This is a genomic window from Roseovarius sp. B08 (genome assembly GCF_051417955.1).
In the GTDB taxonomy this organism is placed as follows: domain Bacteria; phylum Pseudomonadota; class Alphaproteobacteria; order Rhodobacterales; family Rhodobacteraceae; genus Roseovarius.
Genome location: NZ_JBPRLW010000001.1, coordinates 590,142 through 612,640, shown reverse-complemented (window position 1 = coordinate 612,640; position 22,499 = coordinate 590,142). Strand labels below are relative to the sequence as shown.

Below are 22,499 nucleotides of genomic sequence, written 5' to 3'. Positions count from 1 at the left end.
CACTCCCGGGCTATCCGTTAACCATTCTCAAGGGAACGGAGTCCCCCATGGTCGCCCGCGCCTATACCGTCGCCTTCGAGGGCGTCGAGGCCCGCCAGGTCGAGGTGCAATGCGCCGTCACCCCCGGCGTCCCGGCCTTTTCTCTCGTGGGCCTGCCCGACAAGGCCGTGTCCGAGGCCCGCGACCGCGTCCGCACCGCGCTTTCCTCCATGGCCATCGCGCTCCCCTCCAAGCGCATCACCATCAACCTCTCGCCCGCCGACATGCCCAAGGAGGGCAGCCATTTCGACCTGCCCATCGCTCTCGCCCTGCTCGCCGCGCTGGAAATCATCCCCCCGACGCCGTCGAAGGCACGTGCAGCTTGGGCGAACTCTCCCTCGACGGCTCCCTCATCCCCGTCATCGGCGCGCTCCCCGCCGCCATGGCCGCCGCCGAGGAAGAGCGCACGCTCCTCTGCCCCAAGGGCTCGGGCGCCGAGGCCGCCTGGGTCGGCGCCACCCAGGTCATCGGCGCCGCCACCCTCGCCGACGTCGTGCGCCACTACACCGGCCAGTCCCCCTTGCCCCCGGCGGAGCCCGGGGAGGTCACGGCGGACGCCTCGGGCCGCGACCTGCGCGACGTCAAGGGCCAGGAACGGGCCAAACGCGCGCTGGAAATCGCCGCCGCGGGCCGCCATCACCTGATGATGGTCGGCACGCCCGGCTCCGGCAAATCCATGTTGGCGGCGCGCCTGCCCGGCATCCTGCCGCCCCTCACCGCGCCCGAGGCGCTGGAAACCTCGATGATCCACTCCCTCGCGGGCCTCCTGACCGAGGGCGGCATCAACCGCACGCGCCCCTTCCGCGAGCCGCACCACACCGCCTCCATGGCCGCCATCGTCGGCGGCGGGCGCAGGGCGGGCCCGGGCGAGATCAGCCTTGCCCATAACGGCGTGCTCTTCATGGACGAGTTTCCCGAATATCCCCGCGCCGTGCTCGAAACCCTGCGCCAGCCGATCGAGACCGGCGAGGTCGTGGTGGCCCGCGCCAACGCCCATGTCCGCTATCCCTGCCGCTTCCTGCTGGTCGCTGCCGCCAACCCCTGCAAATGCGGCTACCTGCCCGACCCGGCCCGCGCCTGCGCCCGCGTGCCCCAGTGCGGAGAGGATTACATGTCCCGCATCTCCGGCCCTCTCATGGACCGCTTCGACCTGCGCATCGAGGTCCCCCCGGTCAGCTTCACCGATCTCGACCTGCCCCCTCCGGGCGACAGCTCAGCCCAGGTGGCCGAGCGGGTCGCAACGGCAAGGGCGGTGCAGCAGGCGCGCTTTGCCGACCGGCCCGACATGCGCCTCAATGCCGATGCCGAAGGCGAGGCCCTGGAAGAGATCGCGACCCCCGACAGCGAAGGCCGCGCATTGCTGGGTACCGTGGCCGAACGCATGGGGCTGACGGCGCGCGGCTACCACCGCGTCCTGCGCGTCGCCCGCACCATTGCCGATCTCGACGGCGCGGACGGCGTCCGCCGCCCCCACGTGGCCGAAGCCGTCAGCTACCGCCTCACGACGATGAAAGAGACCTGATCCAGTCCCCCAGGTCCGCCAGCGTCTCGCGCCCCTCGGGCAGCATGTTGTGGAAAAGCGGCCAGACATGCGGCAGGTCGTGCTCCACCACCTCGGTCACGTCCACGCCCGCCGCCCGCAAATGCGCCGCCATGCGGACCGTGTCGTCGCGCAGCGCCTCGGTATCGCCCACCCCGATCCACACCGGCGCCGCGCCGCCGAAATCGGCAAAAAGCGGCGAGACGCGCGGGTCCTTCGGGTCCGTGTCGCCAAGATACCACTCGCACATCTCCTCGGCCCGCTCGATCGGCAGCACCACCTCGCTCTCGGCGTTCTCGCGGATGCTGTCGCCCGAAAAGGTCAGGTCCGTGAGCGGCGACAGGGCGATACAGCCCCTGGGCTGCGTCAGGCCCTCCCGCGTGATCTCCGCCAGCACCGCCAGCGCCAGGCATCCCCCCGCGCTGTCGCCCGCCAGCACCACGCCGCCGGGCCGGTCCACCACCGCGCGGTAGGCCGCCATGCAATCGTCGAACGCCCCCGGAAAGGGTGTCTCCGGCGCCAGCCGGTACTGCACCAGCGCCGCCGGCGCCCGCGCCTCGCGCGACAGCACCGCCAGCATCTTGCGATAGACCCGCGGACTGCCGAACACGAACCCGCCACCGTGGAAATACAGGATCAGCGGCCCGTCCTCGCGCCCCACGCCCAAGGCCCAGGTACACAGCACCGGCACATCGCCCAGTTCATCCTCGGCCACCGAGGTGCCGCGCGGCGCGTGGAACAGAAACTTCGCCTTGGTCTCGAAGGACCTGCGCGCCTTGGCGACCGTGGCCTTGCGCAAATGCGGCTTCTCGGTCAGCCGCAGCCACCGGTTCAACAGTGGCCGCATCACGCTCATGCGCGTTTCGCCTCGATCGCGTCCCAGATCCTGCGCGCCACATTGATCCCGTCGAACCGCTCCAGCTCCTGGATACCAGTGGGCGAGGTCACGTTGATCTCGGTCAGGTACTGCCCGATCACGTCGATTCCCACGAAGATCTGCCCCGCCTCGCGCAGGCGCGGGCCGATGATGGCGCAAATCTCGCGGTCCCGGTCGCTCAACGCCACCTTCTCGGGCCGTCCGCCCACATGCATGTTCGACCGCACCTCGCCCTTGCCGGGCAGGCGGTTGATCGCCCCCACCGGCTCGCCATCCACCAGGATCACGCGCTTGTCGCCATCCTTGATCTCGGGCAGGTATTTCTGGACGATCAGCGGCTCGCGGCTGAACCCGCTGAACATCTCGTGCAGGCTCGAAAGGTTCCGGTCGCTCTCGGGCAGGTGAAAGACGCCCGCCCCCCCGTTGCCGTAAAGCGGTTTCAGGATCACGTCGCCATGCTCGGCCTTGAAGGCGCGGATGGTATCCAGATCGCGCGCAATCGCCGTGGGCGGCATCAGCTCGGGAAAATCGAGAATCAACAGCTTTTCCGGAAAGTTCCGCACCCAGAACGGGTCATTCACCACCAGGGTCGTGTCCCGCACCCGCTCCAGCAGATGCGTCGTGGTGATATAGAACATGTCGAACGGCGGATCCTGGCGCAGCCACACCACGTCGAACTCCGACAGGTCCGCCACCCGCGCCTCGCCCAGGCTGAAATGATCGCCCTTCACCCGCTGCACCGTCAGCGGCCAGCCCTGCGCGATGATCCGTCCACGGTCATAGGCCAGCTTGTCGGGCGTATAGTAGAACAGCTCATGCCCCCGCGCCTGCGCCTCCTCGGCCAGGCGAAAGCTGCTGTCCCCGTCAATGTCGATCCCGCCGATCGGATCCATCTGAAAGGCGATTTTCATGGGCCGTCCCCGTCTTGTGGTGCCCTCTACATGGGCCAAGCACCGACAGGGATCAATTCAGAAATGACCGAACGCGTTTTCCATCACCGTCACGACGCCCTGACCGTCAACCACCGCCAGGTCGAAACGCACCTCGCTCAACTGTCCATCCGGTGTCTGCCCCAGGTATTCCGACGCCGCCACATGGATGCGCTGCATCTGCGCCGGTCGCAGCAGCGCCATAGCGCTGTCGACGGTGTCCGACGCCTTGACCTCGCAAAACACGTAGACGCCCCTGTCGAGAAAGATCAGGTCGATCTCACCGCCCTGGCCCCGCCATCGCGTTTCCAGCAGGTCGGCCCCGCGACGATCATAGTCCAGCGCCAAGGATTTCTCGGCGGCCGCGCCCTTGTGATAGGCCAGTGCGCCGCGTGCCGCACGCCCGCGCAGGATGGTGTCGCATGTCATTCCGATTCGCCTTGTCTATACCTTGCCCCGGCATTTCACACCAAAACACCTAATTTTCGCCTAACGCCTCCAGTTCCAGCGCCCGCTGATACACGACCCGCCGTTTCAGCCCCAGCCGCGCCGCCACCGTATCCGCCGCATCCCGCACGCTCTGCGTCTCCAACGCCGCGCTCAGCGCCGTGTCGAGGTCTTCCGCCGTGCCTGCCTCGGCCGTTCCGCGTTCGATCACCACGACGATCTCGCCCTTGACCGCCTGTGCTTCCAGCCCCGCGGCCAACTCGCCCAGCGTCCCGCGCAGCACCTCTTCGAACTTCTTCGTCAATTCCCGGCACACCGCCGCCTGCCGCCCCTCGCCCAGAACCTCCGCCGCGTCGTGCAGCATCGCCGCCACCCGCTTGGGCGATTCGTAGAACACCAGCGTTCCGGGCACGCCCGCCACCTCCCGAAGTGCGGATTTCCGCTTGGATCCGCCCGACGGCAGGAAACCCGCGAAAAAGAACCGGTCGGTCGGCAACCCCGCCACCGTCAGCGCCGTCACGACCGCCGACGGCCCCGGCGCCGAGATCAGCGCGTGCCCCTCGGCCACCGCAGCGCGGGCCAGATCATAGCCCGGATCGGCCACCATCGGCGTGCCGGCCTCGGACGCGTAAACCACTGATTTGCCCTGCCCAAGCGCCGCCATCAGGCGCGGGCGGGCGCGGTCGCCGTTGTGATCGTGGTAGGACACCAGCGGCCTGTCGTTCAGCTTGACCCCGTGGATTTCCATCAGCCGCCGCAGGCTGCGCGTGTCCTCCGCGGCCAGCATGTCGGCGCTGGCCAGTATGTCGAGGGTCCGCAGCGTGATGTCCCGCGCCGCGCCAATGGGCGTCGCCACAAGGTACAGCCCGGGCGCAAGGCTCTGCCTGTCGGGATTCATCACTGGACCCGCCTCTCTGGACGTCTATTATCGTGGCCAACTGCGCCGTCCGGCCGGACTGCGCGAAAGAAGGAGTTCATACCCGATGTTTGCCGTTTTCGATGCTGTCCGCAAGCCGTTCCACCGACTTGCCCTTCTGGCCACCGTCCTGGTCCTCGCCGCCTGCGATGCCGGGATCCCCGTGGTCGGCGGCGACAGCGGCCAGCGGATCGACCCCGGCGCCGCCGTCCCGGTTGCCTTGCTGGTGCCGCATGGCGCCGCCAACCCGAACGAACAGCAACTCGCCCGAGACCTCGAAAACGCCGCGCGCATGGCCGTGGCGGACCTGTCTGGCGTCAATATCGACCTGCGCGTCTATGGCACCGCCGGCAACGCGGGCAAGGCTCAGCAGGCCGCACTCAATGCCGCCGCCGACGGCGCCAAGATCATCGTCGGCCCCCTGCACGCCGAATCCGCCAACGCGGTCGCCGTCGCCATGGCGCCCAAGAACATCAACGTGCTGGCCTTCTCCAACAATCCCACCATCGCGGGCGGCAACCTGCTGGTCCTCGGCCAGACCTTCCAGGACACCGCCAACCGCCTCACCGGCTATGCGGTCAGCCAGGGCAAGCGCCGCATCATGACCGTGCATTCGCGCAACCTCGCCGGAGAGCTGGGCCGCGACGCCATCGCCCAGGCCATCCGTGCCAACGGTGCCACATCGGCCGGCGTGGTGAACTACGAATTCTCGCAGGGCGGCGTCGTCGGCGCCGTGCCCGCGATCAAGCAAAACGCCCAGGCCAACAGCGCCGACGCGATCTTCCTTACCGCCAACGCCGCGGGCGCCCTGCCGCTGTTTTCCCAGATGCTGCCCGAGGCGGGGCTGTCGCCGGCTGAGATGCAGTATATCGGCCTCGCCCGCTGGGACGAGCCGGCCCAGACCCGCACCTTGCCGGGGGTCCAGGGCGGCTGGTTCGCCATCCCCGACCCGCAGCGCGCCAACCAGTTCGCCTCTCGCTTCCGGGCGGCCAACGGCAACGCGCCGCATGACCTTGCCGGCCTCAGCTATGACGCCATCGCCGCCATCGGCGCGCTGACCAGCTCGGGCCGGGCCGACGCCCTGTCGCGCTCCAGCCTGACGCAATCGTCGGGGTTCCAAGGCGTCAACGGCATCTTCCGCTTCCTGCCCAACGGCACGACGCAGCGCGGCCTCGCCGTGGCCACCATCCGCAACCAGCAGGTCGTGGTGCTGTCGCCCGCCCCTGCCAATTTCGGTCGCGCGGGGCTCTGATCCCGCGCCGCCGGCACACGCCATGAAGGACACGCTGACGCCGCCGGACGCGCTGATCTGCCCGGCCGAGGTCATTTTCGACCACGACACCGTCGAGGCCCGCATCGACGCCGCGCGCGAGACCGATCCCTCGGACACCGCCGCCCTGCGCCGCGAGGCGGTTGCGGCCATGACCGACGCGATGAAGGCCGGCCGCGCCGCCATCGCCGAGGCACTGCGCCATACACCGTTCGCCGCGCGCGAGGCGACCCGCGCCTATACCTGGCTCACCGACTGTGCCGTGATGACCGCGCTCCAGGTGGCCAGCCGCCACCTGCACCCCCTGCCCAACCCCACCGAATCCGAGCGACTGACCGTCTTTGCCGTGGGCGGCTACGGCCGGGGCGAGATGGCCCCCTTCTCGGACGTGGACCTGCTGTTTCTCACGCCGTACAAGATCACCCCCTGGGCCGAGAGCGTGATCGAAAGCACGCTCTACATGCTTTGGGACCTCAAGCTGAAGGTCGGCCACGCCAGCCGCACGATCCGCGAATGCATCCGCCTCGGGACCGACGATTTCACCATCCGCACGGCACTTCTGGAAAAGCGCCTGCTCTACGGCGACGACAGGCTGGCGGGCGACCTCGACCACCGCCTGCGCAACGATCTCTTCAAGGGCACCGAACGCGAATTCGTCGAGGCCAAGCTGGAGGAACGCGACGCCCGCCACGAAAAACAGGGCGAACGCTACATGGTCGAGCCCAACGTCAAGGAAGGCAAGGGCGGCCTGCGCGACCTGCAATCGCTGTTCTGGATTTCCAAGTACCTCTACCATGTCGATGACGTGTCCGATCTCGTTGGCCACGGCCTGTTTCTCGAGGACGAGTTCGAAACCTTCCTCAAGGCCGAGAACTTTCTCTGGGCCACCCGCTGTCACCTGCACCTCGTCACCAATCGCGCGACCGAGCAGCTCACCTTCGATCTCCAGGTCGAGGTGGCCGAGCGCATGGGCTACAAGGACCGCGCCGGGCGCCGCGCGGTCGAGGTGTTCATGCAGGAGTATTTCCGCCACGCCACCGCCGTGGGCGACCTCACGCGCATCTTCCTGACCAAGCTGGAAGCTGCGCATGTGAAGTCAGAGCCGCTGCTGCAACGCCTTTTCACCCGCAAGCGCAAGCTCAAGGACGGCTACAAGGAGGTCCATGGCCGGCTGGCCATCGTGAATGAAAATGCTTTCCTGTCCGACCCGCTCAATATCCTGCGCGTGTTCGAGGAGGGCCTGCGCACCGGGCTGCTGATCCACCCCGACGCCATGCGGCTGGTCACCGCCAATCTCGAGCTCATCAACGACGACTTCCGCGAAAGCCCCGAGGCCCGCAAGCTCTTCCTCGGCCTGCTGCTGAAGCACGGCAACCCGGAACGCGCGCTGCGCCGGATGAACGAGCTTGGCGTGCTTTCCGCCTTCCTCCCCGAGTTCGAGCCCATTCGCGCCATGATGCAGTTCAACATGTATCACAGCTACACGGTGGACGAGCACACCATCCAATGCGTAAGCCAGCTGTCCAGGATCGAGCGCAAGGAACTGACCGAGGACCTGCCCATCGCCTCCTCGATCCTTGATGCCGGCGTGAACCGCAAGGTGCTCTACGTCGCCATGCTGCTGCACGACATCGGCAAGGGCCGGGACGAGGATCACTCGATCCTCGGCGCCCGGATCGCCCGCCGCGTCGCGCCTCGGCTGGGCCTGAAACCCAAGGAGGTCGACACGGTGGAATGGCTGGTGCGCTATCACCTGCTGATGTCCGACATGGCCCAGAAACGCGACATTGCCGACCCGCGCACCGTGCGCGACTTCGCCAAGGCCGTGCAGACCCGTGAACGGCTCGATCTTCTGTGCGTCCTGACCGTCTGCGACATCCGCGGCGTCGGGCCCAACACGTGGAACAACTGGAAGGCCTCGCTCATCCGGGCGCTCTACCGCCAGACCCGCCGCGCCATGGAAGGCGGGCTCGAGGCGCTCAACCGCGAACAGCGCGGCACCGACGCCAAGCGCAACCTGCGCGAGGCGCTCACCGACTGGGACGCCAAGGACCTCAAGACCGAGTTGGAGCGCCACTACCCACCCTACTGGCAGGGCCTGCACGTCACCGCGCACGAGGATTTCGCGCTTCTCCTGCGTGACATCTCGGAAAACGAGGTCCGCATCCAGCTCACCCCCGACGAGGACCGCGACGCCACCCGCGTCTGCTTCGCGCTGGCCGACCATCCCGGCATCTTCAGCCGCATGTGCGGCGCGCTGGCGCTGGTCGGCGCCAACGTGGTGGACGCGCGCACCTATACCACCAAGGACGGCTATGCCACCGCCGCCTTCTGGATACAGGACGCCGACGGCAGCCCTTACGAGGCCGACCGCCTGCCGCGCCTCACGCAGATGATCCACAAGACGCTTCGGGGCGAGGTGGTGGCCCGCGATGCCATGCAGTCGCGCGACAAGATCAAGAAACGCGAACGCGCCTTCCGCGTGCCCACGCATATCACCTTCGACAACGAAGGCTCGGAAATCTACACGATCATCGAGGTCGACACCCGCGACCGCCCCGGCCTGCTCTACGACCTGACGCGCACGCTTTCCAACGGCAACGTCTACATCAACTCGGCCGTGATCGCGACCTACGGCGAACAGGTGGTCGACACGTTCTACGTCAAGGACATGTTCGGCCTGAAATTCTATTCCCCCGCCAAGCAAAAGGCGCTCGAACGCAAACTGCGCCAGGCGATCTCTGAGGGGGTGGAGCAGGCCACACGCTGACCGATGGCGGTTGTGCGGACATAAAAGACGTTTGATCTACAGACCCGGCGCGGAAACAGGCCGCAGGCCCCGCGCCATCGACGGGCCGCCCCCACGGCCCGGCGATTGGGTGAAGTTCGGTGCATCGCTCAATCCTGTTTCGGATTTGGCTGGATAAAGTGCTGCCGAACTACCGTCGGATCGCCGCGCCGCGGCCCGTCGGTGGCGCTCGGGGATATAAATCACATTTGTCCGCAAAGGGCTCGAAGCGGTCATTGCGCTACAAGTTCGCCGCAGGGTCGTGAAGACATCATTTTCTGCGAAGAAAATGGCTGTGAAAATACGTATTTTCACGCCCGGAATTTTCCAAAATTCCGGTCCGCGCCCGCATCACTGCTCCGGTGACAAATCCACCCGCTCGCCCCGCCGCGGTGGATCGACCTGCGCCCCGGTGACCGTCCGGGCAAAGGCGTGGCCCGCATGCACCGCCGCCGCGATGGTGCCCGGGCAGAAACAGTCGCCGATCCGCGTCACCGCCTTGATCCCCGCTGACGCCCACTCGGCCTCGCGGTCCTTCAGTCCGGTCCACAGCCCATCGTTGGGCACCCGCGACGTCACCGGCACCAGCGTCGCGCAGGGCACCTGTCGCCGGGCATCCGAATAGACGCAGGCCAATTCCAGCGTACTGCCGTCGCCCTCCGCCACCTTGTGCAGCGGAATGATCGTCACCCCTAGTTCGATCAGCCGCGCCTGGATACGCTCTTGCTCCAGCGTGTTATCCGTCCACGGCGCGACGACGGGCGATGGCGTCACAAAGACCACCTCGCGCCCCGTCTGCACCGCCAGCTCCGCCAGCACGCTGGCAAGGTAATACCCGTCATCGTCATAGATCACGACCGGCCCCGTACCATCATCCTGCTCCAGCCCCCCTGCATCGCACTTTCGGGAGAAAGCACCGGCAAGGCCCCGAACGCCGCGACCGGCAATCGATGCGTGCGCCCCACCCCGTCCAGCCGCCAGCTGGCGCCGGTGGCCAGCACCACCTGCCCGATCCCGTAGTCCAGGATATCCGACGCACTCAGCCGGCTTTGCAGGTAGAGATCGGCCGCATCCTTCTGCTGCAACTGCCACAGCCGCCAGTCACGCACCCGGCCCCATTCCGCCAGCCCCGGCAGCGCGCTTTCGATGGCCACGCGCCCGCCCCAGGTGTCGCTCGCCTCGGCCAGCACCACCTCGTGCCCCGCCGCGACCAGCCCGCGCGCCGCCTCCATGCCAGCCGGCCCGCCGCCCACGATCAGGAACCGCTCCGACACCACCTTGTCGCCGGTCATCACCTCCGGATGCCAGCCGCGCCGCCATTCCTCGCCCACCGTGGGGTTCTGGGTGCAGCGCATCGGCATCAGCAACTGATCCCCCGACACGCAGATATTGCAGCCGATGCACTCGCGGATATCTTCCAGTCGCCCGTCCCGGATCTTGTTGGGCAGAAACGGATCGGCAATCGACGGCCGCGCCGCGCCAATCAAATCCAGATGCCCTGATTTCACCAGCCGCACCATCGCGTCGGGCGAGGTATAACGCCCCACGCCAACCACCGGCTTCGTCGTCACCGATTTAACGAAGGCGGTGTAAGGCTCCTGATACCCTTCCTTGGCAAACCGCGCCGTCTGGCTGTCATTCGACCAGTCAGAGATGTTGACGTCCCACAGGTCCGGCTCCTCGGCCAAGGCCTCGATGATGTCGCGCCCCTCCACCTCGTGGCGCAGACCCGCCGCGCCCATCAACTCGTCCACCGCCAGCCGCACCGCGATGGCGCAGCTGTCGCCCACGGCCTCCTTCGTATCGGCCAGAACCTCGCGGAACAGGCGCAGCCGGTTCTCGAAACCGCCGCCATATTCGTCCGTCCGGTGATTGTGCCGTGCCAGCAGGAAATGCATGAGCAGCGTCATGTCATGCCCGGCATAGACATAGATGATGTCGAAGCCCGCCTGCTTGGCCCGCCTCGCCGCGTCCACATGCCAGCCCCGGAACGCCTTGATATCCGCCTTGTCCATGCCCCGCGCCTGCCACGGATCGCCCCAGTCGCTGACCGTGCCAGAAGGCGCCAGCATCGGTTCGCGCGAATAACGACCGCTGGCATGATGCCCGTTATGCGCCAGCTGGATCGCCGCCAGACTGCCATGCGCCTGCACGGCCTCGGCCATCAGCCGCAGCGCCGGGATGTCGCCGTCGTCCCACAGCCGTCCCTCGTTCGCGGGCGTCAGGTCGGAACTGGGGTGAATCTCCACCTCCTGGGTCGACACCACGCCCCAGCCGCCCTCGGCCTTCACGGCCCGGTGCGCCGCCTCGGCCTGCGGATAGCGAAAGCCCATGCCGGTGCAATGCGGCACCTGGTAGAACCGGTTGCGCGTGACCTTGGGCCCGATCCGCACCGGCTCGAACAGGATGTCATAGGGCGAGGTCGTCATCTGGGGCACCTTCCGGTCGGGGTGGGGTTGCCCAGCACGCTATCACTCTCGTCGCGGGGCGCCAGACCTCAAATCCCGCTGAACCCACCGCACGGTGCGGTCACGAACCGGGTCCGGCCGGTCCGCGAAAATGGCACCGACGCCATGCCACCAAAATACCGACGTAATACCGAAGCCGGATTTGCGCGGCCCTCCGCCATTCACCTTCGATTCGCGCGCCCGCCCGTGCCGGTCGCCTCACGCGGCCCTTCCCCCGTCCCCGGCAATCGGCTACTGCTCTTGTAAAACAAGACGAACGCAGGCACCGCACATGCAACCCATCCGCCTTCTCTCCGGCGTCCTGACCGTGGGCGTCTGGACCCTGGCCAGCCGGATCCTGGGCTTTGTGCGCGACGTCATCATCGCCAACCTCATCGGCCCCGGCGTTCTGATGGACGCCTATGTCGCCGCGTTCCGCCTGCCTAACCTGTTCCGCCGCTTCTTTGCCGAGGGAGCGTTCAACGCGGCCTTCGTGCCGATGTTTTCCAGGCGGCTCGAGGCCGACGAGGACCCGTTCGGCTTTGCCCGCCTGGCGCTTTCCGGCCTCAGCCTCGTGCTGCTCATACTGACCGCGCTGGCGATGATCTTCATGCCCGTTCTGGTCTACGCCACCGCCGAGGGCTACTATGGCGACCCGCGCTTCGACATCACCGTCGACTATGCGCGCATCACCTTTCCCTACATCTTCTTCATCTCGCTCGCGGCCTTGTTTTCCGGGGTTCTCAACGCCGCCGGACGCTTCGCCGCCGCCGCCGCCGCGCCAGTGATCCTGAACGTGCTGCTGGTCGGCGCCATGCTGATCGCGCACTGCACCGGCGGCCCCGTGGCCGATGCGCTCATATGGACGATCCCCTTCGCTGGCGTGGCGCAGCTGGCGCTTGTCTGGATCGCCGCAGACCGGGCGGGGATGCGCATTCGCCCCACCCGGCCCCGCTGGACGCCCGAGATGTCGAACCTCGTGCGCGTCGCCGTGCCCGCGGCCTTGGCCGGCGGCGTGGTGCAGATCAATCTCGTGGTGGGGCAACTCGTGGCCTCCAATACCGAAAGCGCGGTCAGCTGGCTCTACGCCGCCGACCGCCTGTACCAGTTGCCCCTGGGCGTCGTGGGCATCGCGGTAGGCATCGTCCTGCTCCCCGACCTCTCGCGCCGCCTCAAGGCCGAGGATCACGAGGGCGCCCGTCACGCCTATTCCCGCGCCGCCGAGATCTCATTGGCGCTGACCGTACCATGCGCCGTGGCGCTGATGGTCATTCCCCTGCCGCTGGTGTCGGTGCTGTTCGAGCGTGGCAAGTTCGATGCCGACGACACCGCCGCCACCGCGCTCGCCGTGATGATCTACGGCCTCGGCCTGCCCGCCTTCGTGCTGCAAAAGGTGCTGCAACCGCTATTTTTCGCCCGTTCGGACACGAAAAAGCCGTTCCACTACGCGCTCGTGGCCATGGTGGTGAACGCCGCGCTGGCCGTGGGGTTGGCGCAGGTCGTCGGCTGGTGGGCGGCCGCCATCGCAGCCTCGGCGGCCGGCTGGGCCATGCTCTGGCTGCTGGTGCGCGGCGCGCGCGGCTATGGCGAGGTCGCCCGCTTCGACGACCGCTTCCGCCGCCGCGTCTGGCGTATCCTGCTGGCGTCTTTCCTCCTGGGCGTCATCCTGTGGGGCCTGCAGGTGCTGATGACGCCATTCTTCGGCCTGAGCGGTTGGCGCTGGCTAGCCCTCCTGGTGCTGATCGGCCTCGGCAGCGTCAGCTATTTCGGTCTCGGCCAGCTACTGGGGGCTTTCCGCCTCTCGGAATTCCGCGCCGCGGTGCGCCGCTAACGCCGCCGCAGCTTCTGCCGCAGCCGCGTCATTCCGCCAGGCACCAGCACGAAGGACAGAAGAAACCCGCCAACGAATCCGCCGATATCGGCCACCCAGGTGAAATAGTTGCCGTAAAGCACACCGAAAAACAGTTGCAACCCCAGCAGAACGCCGATCATCACGAAAGCGCGCATCTGGTTCTCGCCGATCGCGCCCAGTTGCAGCCAGATCAGGCAGGTGAAGCCCCCGATCAGGCCATAGACGCCGGGGAAACCCCCTATTAACCCCGGCCCGTCAGGATAGATCAGGCCAAAGACCAGCGCGCCGAAGATGCATGAGGCGAAAAATAATAGCGCCACCGCCCATCCGGCCATGCGCTCGGCCACGAATTTTCCGATGGCCAGGGTCATGACGATGGCGAAAACCGCCTGCATCAGGCTGGCATGAACGAACGGATAGGTGACGAAGCGGATAAGATAATCAATCCTTAACTGACCGGTCTCCAGCATCCATGTCATCGCGCGGTTGGAAAACCCGAACTGCTGGATCGTCGAGATTCGCCAGCCGATCGCCTCGGGCCCGCCCACCATGCCGCGGGCGCCCAATTGGAACACCGCCTCGGCGGCGGCCATGGCGGCCACGATGGCCAGCACCAGCGGCGGGATCGGGTTGACCGGGCTGTCACCGGGACCGGCGGCATTGGGATCGGACATCGGTGTGGCCTCCTTGACGGCTGTTGGCCGCAGCAGTAAGCGAGGCGGACACGAATTTCCAGACGGAGTCCGCCATGGCCGAGGCCAGCTTCACCCCCCGCGTCTTCTCGGGCATCCAGCCGTCGGGCAACCTGCATCTGGGCAATTACCTCGGTGCGTTGAAACGGTTCGCCGACAGCCAGGACAGCGGCGTCGAGTCGATCTTCTGCATGGTCGACATGCACGCCATCACCGTCTGGCAGGATCCCGAGGCCCTGCGCCGCGCCACCCGCGAACTGACCGCGGGCTTCATCGCCTCGGGCGTCGATCCGGCGCGGTCGGTCCTGTTCAACCAAAGCCAGGTCTCGGCCCATGCCGAGCTGGCCTGGATCTTCAACTGCGTCGCCCGCATGGGCTGGATGAAGCGGATGACCCAGTGGAAGGACAAGGCCGGCAAGAACCAGGAAAACGCCTCGCTGGGCCTCTTTGCCTATCCCGCGCTGATGGCCGCCGACATCCTGGCCTACCACGCCACCCATGTGCCGGTGGGCGAGGACCAGAAGCAGCATCTGGAGTTGACGCGTGATATCGCGATCAAGTTCAACAACGATTTCGAGGTCGATTTCTTCCCCATCACCGAGCCGGTGATCGAGGGCGCCGCCACCCGGGTGATGAGCCTGCGCGACGGGTCCAAGAAAATGTCGAAATCCGATCCGTCGGACATGTCCCGGATCAACCTGACCGACGACGCCGACACGATCTCCAGGAAGATCCGCAAGGCCAAGACCGACCCCGAGCCCCTGCCGTCCGACGCCGAAGGGCTGGAAGACCGCCCCGAGGCCCGCAACCTGGTGAACATCTACGCCGCGCTCAACGACCAGAGCGTCGATCAGGTGATGCGCGACGTGGGCGGGCAGCAATTCGGCACCTTCAAGCCCGCGCTGGCCGAGCTGGCGGTGGAAAAGCTGGCGCCGATTTCCCAAGAGATGGCCCGCCTGATGCAGGACACCGCCGAGATCGACCGCATCTTGTCGGACGGCGCCGGAAAGGCCCGCGAGATCGCCGCGCCGATCCTCAAGCGCACCAAGGACATCATCGGCATGGTCGGCGCCTGACCCGATCGAGTGGCTGCGCCACGCACGATTGGCGGGAATGAGGGGCGCTGCCACACCCCGGAGTACTTTCGGAACGATGAAAGTCCTGTGTGTTTGCGCACCGTCTCTGCGGCAGCATGTGGAATTGCTTGGCACGTGAAACTGGCCCATTTCTGCGGCAATCAGGAAAGGGCCATATCATGTCGTTCACAACCCATCCCGAAACCCGCATCGGTCACGTGCACCTCCGCGTCTCCGACCTCGAGCGCGCCATCGCCTTCTATTCCGGCGTTCTGGGCTTCGAGTTGCAACAACGCTACGGCACCGAGGCCGCATTTCTGTCCGCGGGCGGCTACCACCATCACATCGGCCTGAACACCTGGGACAGCAAGGGCGGCACACCGCCGCCTCCGGGGCATACGGGCTTGTACCATACGGCATTCCTCTATCCCGATCGCACCGCATTGGCGCAGGCTTTGAAACGCGTGCTGGAGGCGGGCATCGCGCTGGACGGCGCCGCCGATCACGGCGTCAGCGAGGCGGTCTACCTGTCAGACCCCGACGGCAACGGGGTCGAGCTTTACCGCGACCGCGCCCCCGAGGACTGGCCGCGAGACGCGGAAGGCAATCTCAAGATGGTCAACAGCCGGCTGGATATCGAGGCCCTGCTGGCCGAAGCCGGCTGAGCCCTCTGGACCCTGCCGCGCCTCCGGCTTAGGGTCCGCGCCAAAGGGAGGCGACCATGGCCACAGGCAGCAACATCCGGACCTATTTCGACGGCACCTGGCATGACGGGGACATCCCGGTGATGCGCGCCGCCGATCACGGCATGTGGCTGGGCTCCAACGTCTTCGACGGCGCCCGCTTTGCCCACGGCCTGACGCCCGATCTGGACCGGCACTGCGCCCGCGTGAACGCCTCGGCCGAGGCACTGATGGTCACGCCGACCGTGTCGGTGCAAGAGATGGTCGAGATCGTGCGAGACGGGCTGACCGCCTATGCCCCCGGTGCGGCCATCTATATCCGCCCGATGTACTGGGCCATCGAAGGCGGCATGTCGGCCATCGTCCCCAAGGAAGGCGGCGCCACCGGCTTTGCCATCAGCCTCGAGGAAATCCCCATGGCCACGCCCGAGCATTCCGCCACGATCACCCGCACGCGCTTTCGCCGCCCGGTGCTGGAGGATGCCGTGGTCAACGCCAAGGCCGCCTGCCTTTACCCCAACAACGCCCGCATGCTGGCCGAGGCGAAATCCAAGGGCTTCACCAACGCGCTGGTGGCCGACGCGCTTGGCAACGTGGCCGAGGCCGCCACCGCCAATGCCTTTGCCGTCAAGGATGGCGAGGTCTTTACGCCGGTCCCGAACGGAACCTTCCTGGCCGGGATCACCCGCGCGCGGCATATAGAGAATCTGCGCGCCGATGGCGTCATGGTGCATGAATGCGTCATGTCCTTCGACGATTTTCACGATGCGGACGAGGTCTTTCTGTCCGGCAACATGATGAAGGTCACGCCGGTCACTGCCTTCGACGACACGAATTACCAGATCGGCCCGGTTACTCGCCGGGTGCGCGAGATGTACTGGGACTGGGCCGCTCAGGCCGCCGCGTCGTAGCTGGAAAAGACCTCGGTCCCGCCGTCCCGCAGGATCAGGTGAACGTCATAGGCCTCGCGCCGGTCCTCCGGCCCCATCCCCGGTGAGCCATAGGGCATCCCCGGCACCGCAAGGCCCACAGCGTCGGGGCGCTCGTCCAGCAGGCGGCGGATATCGGCGGGCGGCACGTGACCTTCGATCATGTACCCGGCAATCTTGCCGGTGTGGCACGAGATCATCTGCTGTGGAATGCCGTTGTCGATCTTGTAGCGCGACAGGATCGTGCCGAACGCATCCTCGCTGGTCACGGCAAAGCCGTCGTCTTGCAGAACCTCCATCCACGCGCCACAGCAGCCGCAGTTGGGATCTTTCATCACATGAATGGCGGGACCGGATTGCGCCAGGCCGGCAAGCGGGGCCGTGGCCACCAGACCGGCGGCACCGGCGAGAAAGTTGCGTCGGGTCGGCATCGGCAGTCTCCTTGCAGGCTGGGTTGGCGCGGAGTCTGGACAGGTTCGCGCGCCGTCGTCAACCATCCGCCCCCGCACCCGGCATCACAACCGGGTGACCCGTCCCGTCGCCGCCTAACGCAGCGTCGGACGTGACAATCGCGGCTGACGTGACCATGGTGCGCGTCAACCTACGTTTTGATCCGAACGTCCCCCGGGAGGCCGCACATGACCCGATACCCCCACTTGCTCGCCCCGCTCGACCTGGGCCACGTCACGCTGAAGAACCGCGTGCTGATGGGCTCGATGCATACCGGGCTGGAAGAGACCAAGGACTGGAACCGGGTGGCCGAATTCTACGCCACCCGCGCCCGCGGCGGGGTCTCCCTGATGGTCACCGGCGGCATGGCTCCCAACCGCGAGGGCGGCGTCTTTCCCGGCGCGGCGGGGCTTTTCAACGAGCAGGACATTGCCAACCACAAGGTGGTCACCGACCGGGTGCATGACGCGGGCGGCCTGATCGCCATGCAGATCCTGCACGCGGGCCGCTACGCCTATGGCCCCGAATGCGTCGCCCCCTCGCCGATCAAGTCGCCCATCTCGCCCTTCCCGCCCAAGGAGCTGGATGAGGATGGCATCGAGAAGCAGATCGCCGATATCGTCACCTCCGCCGCCCGCGCCCGCGAGGCCGGCTATGACGGGGTCGAGATCATGGGGTCCGAAGGGTATTTCCTCAACCAGTTCCTCGTGCGTCACATCAACAAGCGCGAAGACCGCTGGGGCGGCTCCTACGAGAACCGGATGCGCCTGCCGCTGGAGATCGTGCGCCGGGTGCGCGAGGCCGTCGGCCCCGATTTCATCCTGATCTACCGCCTGTCGATGATCGACCTCGTGCCCGGGGGCTCGACGTTTGACGAGGTGGCGCAATTGGCGCAGGAGGTCGAAAAGGCCGGGGCCAGCATCATCAACACCGGCATCGGCTGGCACGAGGCGCGCATTCCCACCATCGTCACCTCCGTGCCGCGCGCGGCCTTCACCTGGGTCACGAAAAAGCTGATGGGCCATGTGGGCATCCCCGTCATCACCTCGAACCGGATCAACACGCCGCAAGTGGCTGAGGACGTGCTGGCCCAAGGCTGCGCCGACATGGTGTCGATGGCTCGCCCCTTCCTGGCGGATGCGGAGTTCGTCAAGAAGGCCATCGAGGGCCGCGCCGACACCATCGCGCCCTGCATCGCCTGCAACCAGGCCTGCCTCGACCATACGTTCTCGGGTAAGATCTCGACCTGCCTCGTGAACCCGCGCGCCTGCTATGAAACGGAATTGCCGATCACGCCCACCGACGCGCCGAAGGCCGTTGCCGTCGTCGGCGCCGGTCCCGCCGGCCTTTCCACAGCGATCACGGCGGCGCAGCGCGGCCATGACGTGACGCTCTTCGACCGCGACGACCAGATCGGCGGCCAGCTCAACATGGCCAAGCAGATCCCCGGCAAGGAGGAATTCTTCGGCCTCGTCGATTGGTACGACACCATGCTGAAGGAAACCGGCGTCACCGTCAGGCTGAGCCATAACGTGCAGGCCGACGACCTGACCGGTTTTGACGAGGTGGTCATCGCCACCGGTGTCCTGCCCCGCGACCCGGAAATCGAAGGGCAGGATGGCGACAACACGCTCAGCTATATCGACGTGCTGAAGCACAAGAAGCCGGCGGGCAAACGCGTGGCCATCGTCGGCGCGGGCGGCATCGGCTTCGACGTGGCAGAATTCCTCGTCCACGAGGGCGAAAGCCCGACCGAGAATCTCGAGGAATGGAAAGAGGAGTGGGGCGTCGGTGACCCCGCGCAGACGCCCGGCGGCCTTGCGCCCGAAGGCCCGCAGCCGGATGCGCCCGCCCGCGCCGTTACCCTGCTGCAGCGCAAGTCCGAACGCGTGGGCAAGCGGCTGGGCAAGACCACCGGCTGGATCCACCGCGCGTCTCTCAGGATGAAGGACGTCGAGATGGTCGGCGGCGTGAACTATGAACGGATCGAACCCGCCGGCCTCGTCGTCTCGAACGGCGAAGGCCGCGAGGACCCGCGCACGCTCGAGGTCGACAGCATCGTGCTCTGCGCTGGACAGGTCAGCGAACGTAGCCTGGCCGACGCGCTGGGGGCCAAGGGAATTGCCTGTCACGTGATCGGCGGCTCGGATGTGGCGGCGGAACTCGACGCCAAGCGCGCCATCGACCAGGGCACGCGGCTGGCGGCCACGCTATAAGGCGAAGCTCGTCGTACCACCGGCGGGCTAACCTCTGCGCCAGGCCTTTTCACCCTAGGCAGACGGTGTTTTGGCATCTTGTGACTGGCCGCACCCGACCGTAATGTCGCGCCATGCCCGTTTGCGCATTCGATATAGCCCCCGATGGCACCGCCCGTCCGGCCTCGGAAAGCGGCCCGGCCGAGGGCTATGCCTGGTGGCATTTCGATTTGAAGGATCCCGAGCTTCCGGCATGGCTCGCGGACCGCGTACCCAGCATTCCGGCCGAAACCTTGCTGGCGCCCGAAACCCGCCCGCGGTGCGACCGGTATGGCGACGGGCTCATGCTGAATTTTCGCGGTGTTAACCTCAACACCGATGGCCCTGCCGATCAGATGGTGGCAGTGCGCATGTGGGTCACGGCGGGCTTGGTCGTAACCGTGCGAGTGCGCAGGGTCTTCGCCATCGACGCCATTCGGCAGGAGGTCGAAGCCGGCACCGCCCCCCTCAGCCCCATCGCCTTCGTCCACGACCTCGCACAACGCCTCATGACGCGGGTGCAGGACACCGTCTTCGACCTCAGCCGCCGCGTGGACCTCATGGAAGACAGCGTCGAGGACGACGAGGAAGACCCGCCCGAGGATCTGGCCGAGGACCAGCGCATGGCGATCCGCCTGCGCCGCTACCTCGCCCCGCAGCGCGACGCGCTTGTCGAGCTTGTCGGCACAGACAGTGAGCTTGTCAGCCCCGATGCGCGCGCCCGACTGCGGGAGCTGGGCAATCTCGCAAAGCTTGCGGTCGAGGAGCTGGAGTCGATGATCGGGCGGATGCAGGCCGTGCAGGACCACCACGCAACGCAGGCCGACCAGCGGCAGAACCGCAACGGCTATATCCTGTCGATCGTCGCGGCGGTGTTCCTGCCGCTCGGGTTCATCACCGGGCTCTTCGGCGTGAACGTGGCGGGGATGCCCGGCGTGGATACCCCTGGGGCTTTGCCGCCCTGTGTCTGGGGCTTGTGATCCTGACCATCGCCGCGCTCTGGATACTGCGAAGGCTGAAGTGGATCTGACCGGGACAAATCGACGGTAATCGTGATCTGACCCGACTTCACCGGCGGGTCGTGCGGCACATGGTTCACCTCACCCGGCATTGGTGGCAGGCGTCGAAATAGCTGGCGAAAGCTGTTTCCGGGCCATCAACGATGCATCACAAAACCAAGATATTGTCTGGCCCGCGCCCCAGTTGTGCCCGAATTTCCCACGATACCTTCATTCCAACAATAAACGACGAGGGTATCGAGAATGGACCGCCTTACCGAAATGGAGGCCTTTGCGACCGTCGTGGACCAGGGTGGGTTCACCGACGCCGCGCGCAAGATGGGCATTTCCAAGTCCGCAGTATCCAAGCACGTCTCGTCGCTCGAGGCCCGCCTGGGCGCGCGCCTGCTGAACCGGACCACCCGCCGGGTCAGCCCGACGGAAATCGGTCTGGCCTATTACGACCGCGCCCTGCGGGTGCTCAATGACGCCGGCGAGGCCGACGCCCTGGTCAGTTCCATGCAGTCCGATCCCTCTGGCCTGCTGCGCATTTCCGTGGCCACAGATTTCGGCGTCAACCACCTCAGCCCGATCCTCGGCCAGTTTCTCGACGATTTCCCCGACATCACCGTCAACATGGTGCTCAACAACCGCTACGTGGAGCTGATTTCCGAAGGCTTCGACATGGCCATCCGCATCGGCGAGCTGGAAGACAGCACCCTGCGCGCCCGCAAGCTGACCGAGACCAACAAGCGCATGATCGCCAGCCCCGGCTATCTGCAGAAATACGGCTGCCCCGGCAAGATCGATGATCTGAACGAGCACAAGCTCCTGCACTACTCCAGCCAGTCCAACGGCTCGGTCTGGAAACTGACCGCGCCTTCGGGCGAAAAGCGCCAGGTGCGCACCGCCGGCGGCCTTTCGGTCAATGACGGTCAGTCGCTGCTCAATGCCGCGATCTCGGGCCTCGGCATCGCCTACCTGCCCAGTTTCCTCTATGCCAACGCGATGAAGGACGGTCAGGTGGTCGACGTCATCCCTGACCTGCCGATGGAAACCCAGGGTATATACGCGGTCTACCCGCCGGGCCGCTTCACGCAGCCCAAGGTGCGCGCCTTCATCGACTTCCTTGTCCACGCCTTCGCCGAGAAGGGTCCCACGGACTGGTAAGATTTTCCTCCGCCTGTCAGGCAACCTGACCCCGGGTGGCGCGCCGCCCGGGGCCTTTTGGCGTGCTCAGGCCATGCGCAGCGGCAGCCGCTTGCGCCCCCACTCCCCCGGCGGGCCGTCGATCACTCCGGGAAAGCGCGTGCCGCAGGTGACGCATCCGCCGGAATCGTCCAGCTTCCATTCGGAAAGCACGTGCCAATCCCGCCCGATCACGCAGTCCCCGCATCCCGCGCAATAGCTCGACTGCGCATCGGGGTGATGCACGTTGCCGATATAGACATGCCGCAACCCCGCCTGACGCGCCACGTCACGCGCCTGCAACAACGTATCCAGCGGCGTGCGCTCGTGGGAGAGCATCCGGTGATCGGGATGAAAGGCCGTGAAATGTATCGGCACGTTCGGTCCGCAAGTTTCCATCACCCAACCCGATAGCGCCTCCAGCTCCGCCGCGCTGTCATTCTCGCCCGGGATCAGCAGCGTCGTCAGTTCGACCCAGCAATCGGTCTCGTTCACCGCATAGGCAATCGTCTCCAGCACCGGCGCGATCTCCGCTCCGGTAAGCTTGCGATAGAAGCTTTCGGTAAAGCCCTTCAGGTCGATATTCGCCGCATCCATCGCGCCGAAGAATTCCGTCCTCGGCGCATCGCAAATATACCCTGCCGTCACCGCCACGCTTTTCATACCCGCCTCGCGGCAGGCGGCGGCAGTGTCCAGCGCGTATTCGTGAAAGATCACCGGATCATTATACGTGAACGCCACAGACGCACAGCCCTCTGCCCGCGCCACTTGGGCAATCTTTTCCGGCGCCGCCTCATGTGCCAGGCTGTCGACCTCCCGGCTTTTCGAGATTTCGTGGTTCTGGCAGAACTTGCACGCCAGGTTGCAGCCCGCCGTGCCGAAACTCAGCACCGGCGAGCCGGGCAGGAAGTGATTGAGCGGCTTCTTCTCGATTGGGTCGATGCAGAACCCGGTCGAGCGCCCGTAGGTATCCAACACCATCCGGTCGCCCTGCCGCATCCGCACGAAACACATCCCCCGCTGCCCGTCCCGCAACGTACAGAAACGCGGGCACAAGGTGCAGCGCAGCCTGCCGTCACTCTCGGCTTCCCAGAATCGCGCAGGGTGCATCGTCAGTCGTTTTCCTTCATTATCCTGGTTACCA

18 protein-coding genes and 1 pseudogene are annotated in these 22,499 nt (G+C 66.3%); 10 read left to right on the top strand and 9 right to left on the bottom strand.

Annotated features, from left to right (window positions below; all coding sequences use genetic code 11):
- Positions 1-47 precede the first annotated feature (47 nt).
- Positions 48-1,561: pseudogene (locus ACSQ76_RS03070) on the top strand (YifB family Mg chelatase-like AAA ATPase).
- On the opposite strand, the gene ACSQ76_RS03065 reads toward ACSQ76_RS03070, so the two are convergent.
- Genes ACSQ76_RS03065 through rsmI form a run of 4 tightly spaced genes read right to left on the bottom strand, consistent with a single transcriptional unit; the run spans position 1,539 to position 4,730 of the window.
- Positions 1,539-2,435 carry an alpha/beta hydrolase gene (locus ACSQ76_RS03065; protein WP_437155413.1) on the bottom strand — a complete coding sequence of 299 codons (897 nt, stop codon included), beginning with the start codon at positions 2,433-2,435 and terminating at the stop codon, positions 1,539-1,541. The pseudogene ACSQ76_RS03070 and the gene ACSQ76_RS03065 overlap by 23 nt on opposite strands.
- Positions 2,432-3,367, bottom strand: a complete 936-nt coding sequence (gene gshB / locus ACSQ76_RS03060) for a glutathione synthase (RefSeq protein ID WP_437155412.1) — start codon at positions 3,365-3,367, stop codon at positions 2,432-2,434. Before gshB ends, ACSQ76_RS03065 begins: the two co-directional genes overlap by 4 nt.
- 57 nt (positions 3,368-3,424) lie before the next feature.
- Positions 3,425-3,814 (bottom strand): YraN family protein, encoded by a 390-nt coding sequence (locus ACSQ76_RS03055; protein ID WP_437155411.1) that lies wholly within the window; start codon positions 3,812-3,814, stop codon positions 3,425-3,427.
- 49 nt (positions 3,815-3,863) lie between these two features.
- Positions 3,864-4,730 (bottom strand): 16S rRNA (cytidine(1402)-2'-O)-methyltransferase, encoded by an 867-nt coding sequence (gene rsmI / locus ACSQ76_RS03050; protein WP_437158151.1) that lies wholly within the window; start codon positions 4,728-4,730, stop codon positions 3,864-3,866.
- 85 nt (positions 4,731-4,815) lie between these two features.
- Between rsmI and ACSQ76_RS03045 the strand changes: the two genes are divergently transcribed.
- Both ACSQ76_RS03045 and ACSQ76_RS03040 read left to right on the top strand, forming a co-directional pair.
- Positions 4,816-6,000, top strand: coding sequence for a penicillin-binding protein activator (locus ACSQ76_RS03045; RefSeq protein WP_306127658.1), 1,185 nt, complete (start codon positions 4,816-4,818; stop codon positions 5,998-6,000).
- Positions 6,001-6,022: 22 nt separating this feature from the next.
- Positions 6,023-8,788 carry a [protein-PII] uridylyltransferase gene (locus ACSQ76_RS03040; RefSeq protein WP_437155410.1) on the top strand — a complete coding sequence of 922 codons (2,766 nt, stop codon included), beginning with the start codon at positions 6,023-6,025 and terminating at the stop codon, positions 8,786-8,788.
- A gap of 369 nt (positions 8,789-9,157) precedes the next feature.
- On the opposite strand, the gene ACSQ76_RS03035 is transcribed toward ACSQ76_RS03040, so the two are convergent.
- Positions 9,158-9,661 carry a hypothetical protein gene (locus ACSQ76_RS03035; RefSeq protein WP_437155409.1) on the bottom strand — a complete coding sequence of 168 codons (504 nt, stop codon included), beginning with the start codon at positions 9,659-9,661 and terminating at the stop codon, positions 9,158-9,160.
- Positions 9,658-11,235 carry an FAD-dependent oxidoreductase gene (locus ACSQ76_RS03030; RefSeq protein ID WP_437155408.1) on the bottom strand — a complete coding sequence of 526 codons (1,578 nt, stop codon included), beginning with the start codon at positions 11,233-11,235 and terminating at the stop codon, positions 9,658-9,660. Before ACSQ76_RS03030 ends, ACSQ76_RS03035 begins: the two co-directional genes overlap by 4 nt.
- A gap of 310 nt (positions 11,236-11,545) precedes the next feature.
- Between ACSQ76_RS03030 and murJ the strand changes: the two genes are divergently transcribed.
- Complete coding sequence (gene murJ, locus ACSQ76_RS03025; protein WP_437155407.1) at positions 11,546-13,084, top strand: murein biosynthesis integral membrane protein MurJ; 1,539 nt, start codon at positions 11,546-11,548, stop codon at positions 13,082-13,084.
- Here the strand turns inward: murJ and ACSQ76_RS03020 are convergent.
- Positions 13,081-13,779, bottom strand: a complete 699-nt coding sequence (locus ACSQ76_RS03020) for a rhomboid family intramembrane serine protease (RefSeq protein ID WP_437155406.1) — start codon at positions 13,777-13,779, stop codon at positions 13,081-13,083. The two genes, murJ and ACSQ76_RS03020, sit on opposite strands and share 4 nt — an antisense overlap.
- A 74-nt stretch (positions 13,780-13,853) precedes the next feature.
- Between ACSQ76_RS03020 and trpS the strand changes: the two genes are divergently transcribed.
- From trpS to ACSQ76_RS03005, 3 genes are all read left to right on the top strand, one after another.
- Positions 13,854-14,873, top strand: coding sequence for a tryptophan--tRNA ligase (trpS, locus tag ACSQ76_RS03015; RefSeq protein WP_437155405.1), 1,020 nt, complete (start codon positions 13,854-13,856; stop codon positions 14,871-14,873).
- A gap of 179 nt (positions 14,874-15,052) precedes the next feature.
- Complete coding sequence (locus ACSQ76_RS03010) at positions 15,053-15,538, top strand: VOC family protein (RefSeq protein WP_437155404.1); 486 nt, start codon at positions 15,053-15,055, stop codon at positions 15,536-15,538.
- Positions 15,539-15,594: 56 nt separating this feature from the next.
- Positions 15,595-16,467 carry a branched-chain amino acid aminotransferase gene (locus ACSQ76_RS03005; RefSeq protein ID WP_437155403.1) on the top strand — a complete coding sequence of 291 codons (873 nt, stop codon included), beginning with the start codon at positions 15,595-15,597 and terminating at the stop codon, positions 16,465-16,467.
- Here the strand turns inward: ACSQ76_RS03005 and ACSQ76_RS03000 are convergent.
- Complete coding sequence (locus ACSQ76_RS03000) at positions 16,449-16,916, bottom strand: DUF411 domain-containing protein (protein WP_437155402.1); 468 nt, start codon at positions 16,914-16,916, stop codon at positions 16,449-16,451. The genes ACSQ76_RS03005 and ACSQ76_RS03000 overlap by 19 nt on opposite strands.
- 207 nt (positions 16,917-17,123) lie before the next feature.
- Between ACSQ76_RS03000 and ACSQ76_RS02995 the strand changes: the two genes are divergently transcribed.
- The 3 genes from ACSQ76_RS02995 to ACSQ76_RS02985 all read left to right on the top strand — a co-directional run bounded on the left by ACSQ76_RS02995 (position 17,124) and on the right by ACSQ76_RS02985 (position 21,337).
- Entirely contained in the window at positions 17,124-19,151 is a 2,028-nt protein-coding gene (locus ACSQ76_RS02995; protein ID WP_437155401.1) for an FAD-dependent oxidoreductase, read from the top strand.
- A gap of 113 nt (positions 19,152-19,264) precedes the next feature.
- Positions 19,265-20,149: a CorA family divalent cation transporter gene (locus ACSQ76_RS02990; RefSeq protein ID WP_437155400.1), complete on the top strand. Its 885-nt coding sequence runs from the start codon at positions 19,265-19,267 to the stop codon at positions 20,147-20,149.
- A gap of 282 nt (positions 20,150-20,431) precedes the next feature.
- Positions 20,432-21,337: a LysR family transcriptional regulator gene (locus ACSQ76_RS02985; RefSeq protein ID WP_306127646.1), complete on the top strand. Its 906-nt coding sequence runs from the start codon at positions 20,432-20,434 to the stop codon at positions 21,335-21,337.
- 66 nt (positions 21,338-21,403) lie between these two features.
- Here the strand turns inward: ACSQ76_RS02985 and amrS are convergent, their stop codons facing one another.
- A complete protein-coding gene (gene amrS, locus ACSQ76_RS02980) occupies positions 21,404-22,465 on the bottom strand; it encodes an AmmeMemoRadiSam system radical SAM enzyme (RefSeq protein WP_437155399.1) in 1,062 nt (353 codons plus the stop codon).
- Positions 22,466-22,499: the final 34 nt, after the last annotated feature.